Origin of the sequence: Planotetraspora mira (genome assembly GCF_016863275.1) — a bacterium.
GTDB lineage: Bacteria > Actinomycetota > Actinomycetes > Streptosporangiales > Streptosporangiaceae > Planotetraspora > Planotetraspora mira.
The window spans coordinates 1-3,020 of record NZ_BOOO01000076.1; the positions used below are offsets into that span (position 1 = coordinate 1).

Sequence of the window (3,020 nt, forward strand, 5' to 3'; positions counted from 1 at the left end):
AGAGCGGCACCGGGCCCGCGGTGCTGATGCTGCACGGCTCCGGACCCGGTACGACCGGATCCGGCGCCTGGGCAACGACGGCACAGGCGCTGGGCACATCCTGGCACCTGGTGGCTCCTGACCAGGCGGGGTTCGGCCGTACACCAATCCCGGCGGGCTCCAGGGGTGGGCTCCGGCTGTGGACGGAGCAGGCCGCGGGCCTGATGGATGCTCTCGGTGTCGAGCACTACGCCGTGGTGGGCCACTCCATGGGCGGTGCCGTGGCGCTGGCGTTGGCGGCCGCGCGTCCCCAGCAGGTCACCCGTGTTGTGGCGGTCTCGACGATGGGCGCCCCCGGGGCGCCGCTGTCCGCCGAGCTCGACGCGGTCTGGGCCGCCCCCGCCGGCCCGCTCGGGGCACGAGACATGTTGAGTCGCCTCGTCCTCGACCAAGCGCTCGTGACCGAGTCGGCCGTCGCTGCCCGTGCAGCTGCGATGCGAGCGGGGGCGGCCGCATTCGCGTCGTTGTTCCCTCCGCCTAGGGCACGTTGGGCCGACGAGCTCACCCTCTCGGCGCAAACGCTGGCAGGGGTCGGCGCGCCCGTGCTGCTCGTCCACGGCGCCGAGGACCGAGTCACCCCGCTCGGGACGGCAGCCCTGCCCCTGCTCGAACACCTGGCCGATGTCCGTCTGCACGTGCTCGGCCGATGCGGGCACGTGCCGGCGCTCGAGCACCCGCACGACTTCGTGCGACTCCTGTCGTGCTTCCTCGGCCGGGAACGAGGTCACTAATTGCTGCGACAGGTCCGCAGCCCGTGCTCAAGCAGATCAGCATGAAGCAGGCGTGATCCGCGCAGAAGCTAGCGCCCTCCCCGAGACCCGAGCCATGACGAGGCAGTGGCCGAGGTCATCGCTCGACATGGTCGCATCGACATCCGCGTGAACAACGCCGGACGTAGCCACGTCGGTGCCGTGGAGGAAACCGGCGAGTCCGAGCAGCGGGCCCTGTTCGAGGTCCACTTCTTCGGCCCCGCCGCGCTGACCCGCGCCGCCCTTCCCCACCTGCGGGCACGGCGGTCCGGCGCGATCGTGCAGGTCAGCAGCATGGGAGACGATTGTCGTTCGCGGGAATCTCCGCCTACAGCGCGACGAAGTTCGCGCTCGAAGGCTTCTCCGAAGCGCTACGGGCCGAGGTCGCCCATTGGGCGTAACCGTGCTCATCGTCGAGCCGGGCAATTTCCGCACCGGACTGCTCGCCGCGTCCGGCGAGAGATTGAATGAGACCGAGGGTCGCGCGCGGCGCCGGCGGGCAGCTCGCTGTCCTTGAACTGGGCCACGCCTGGCCTGGCGTGACATCGGGTCATCCCGGCGACGTGGGCGTGTACGACCCTGTTGCCTAATTCTGGTCGCGTCGGCGTGTTCGCATGATAATGATCGTTGGGGCCTGGAAGGGGGCGTTCCGGTTGAGTGTCCTGTGATCCTGCCCCCCGGAATGAGGTCCTCGATGTCGATGCGCCCGCGTGCGCTGCCGGTTGTTCCTAACTCACCGTGCAGGAGTCCCGCCACTGGCCCGCGACGTGTGCCACGGCAAGCGCGGCACCATCCACCAGGCGTACCGGGATGGGATGGAGGACCAGCTCGGCTCACTCGGCCTGGTCCTGAACGCCGTGGTGCTCTGGACGACCCGCTACATCGACGCCGCGGTCGCCCAGCTGAAGGCCGAAGGCCACGAGATCCGGGACGAGGGCATCGCCCGGCTGTCCCCGCTCAAGCACCGCATCCTCAACGTGCTCGGCCGCTACAGCTTCACCGCCACCCAGCCAGCGGGTGGCACCCTGCGCCCGCTGCGCGACCCGGACGCGGCCGGACTCGATGACGACGAGGACGGCGCGGAGAACTGACGGCGTCAGGTGCCGACCAGGTGCGTGGATCAGCTTGTGGGCCGCCGCCTTGGTCAGCCGCTTCGCAGCCGTGGCGGTCTGCTCCCCCCCGCGGCCCCGATGCCACCACGGCGTGGCTGTAGCCGTTGGCGGGAGGCATGCCCCGGGGCTTACGAGGTGGCGCATCGTCACGTCCTACTCATCCGGGTCCCAGGCGCTGAGCTGCTCGAAGAGACGTCGGTCGCCGTCGAGCTTCAGGGAGTTGATCGGGATACGGTCGTGCAGGATGAGGACCAGCTCGCTGGCCGTGCCCCGAGCGGAGGCGGCGGCCGCGTCCGGGTCCTGGCCGGCAGTTGTGGCCGATATGGTGCCGAGCCCGGGGAAACGGGTGGTCCGTGCGCCGTCGGCGGAGAGCAAGAGGCGCCAGGAGCGGCCCTCGGAGGCGTGGAAGTCGACAGCAGCGGGCTTGTGCGGCCAGGCACTCGTCGTTGCGACGCAGGTGGACAGGAACTCGTCGACACCGTCGAGCGCCACCTCGTCCGGCAGCGGCTGCGGGGCACCGACGGTGATCTGGGCGTCGTACGTGTGCACCGCGAACTGCAGGAGCTGGTGCCGAGCTACGGCACCGGAGGTCGGCGGCGACTGCGACGTCCCCCACCACGTCCAGCAACCGCGATCCGGGCCGGCCTTCCGCAATGCGTCCAGCAGTTGCTCCGTGGACTCCGCCAACCAGGCCAGCAGCGCCTCGCGCTCCCGAGGCGCAGCCGGGGCGCCCTCCGCTGCGGACTTGGCCGGAGCAGGCCCTGCGGCGACGGTGGCGGCCCAGTCGCGGCGCCCCTCGCCGATGTGCTGCGCCAGATCGAACAGCGTCCACTCGGGGCAGGTCGGCACCTGTACGTCGAGGCTGCGCGCGGAGGCGACCGCGGCGCGGAAGGCAGTCGACCGTTCGTCGATCAGTCGCAGCAGAGCGGGGAACTCAAGTGTCGTTGTCACCCGGACTCTCTATCACCGCCTTCCAACAATTGGACAGCGATTTTCACGGCCGCCGCAGGCGGACCCGCAACCATCACGGAGCCGCGACGCCGTACCCGCCCGTCCCGCGATCACGCTCGCGTCCGTGTGATCGTTCACCGAACGTCCCGCCACTGGGAGTCCGGACGGC

General features: G+C 70.5%; 3 protein-coding genes and 1 pseudogene. 3 read left to right on the top strand and 1 reads right to left on the bottom strand.

Annotation, left to right across the window (positions count from 1 at the left end; all coding sequences use genetic code 11):
• The 3 genes and pseudogenes from Pmi06nite_RS41480 to Pmi06nite_RS41490 all read left to right on the top strand — a co-directional run.
• Window positions 1-770, top strand: a 770-nt coding sequence (locus Pmi06nite_RS41480; RefSeq protein WP_203958750.1) for an alpha/beta fold hydrolase, incomplete at its 5' end; no start/stop codon positions are given.
• 147 nt (window positions 771-917) lie between these two features.
• Window positions 918-1,259, top strand: a complete 342-nt coding sequence (locus tag Pmi06nite_RS43180) for an SDR family NAD(P)-dependent oxidoreductase (protein ID WP_373317369.1) — start codon at window positions 918-920, stop codon at window positions 1,257-1,259.
• A gap of 261 nt (window positions 1,260-1,520) precedes the next feature.
• Window positions 1,521-1,879, top strand: a pseudogene (locus tag Pmi06nite_RS41490) (Tn3 family transposase); the annotation flags it as partial.
• Window positions 1,880-2,053: 174 nt separating this feature from the next.
• Here Pmi06nite_RS41490 and Pmi06nite_RS41495 read toward each other — a convergent pair.
• A complete protein-coding gene (locus Pmi06nite_RS41495) occupies window positions 2,054-2,851 on the bottom strand; it encodes a maleylpyruvate isomerase family mycothiol-dependent enzyme (RefSeq protein ID WP_203958753.1) in 798 nt (265 codons plus the stop codon).
• Window positions 2,852-3,020 lie beyond the last annotated feature (169 nt).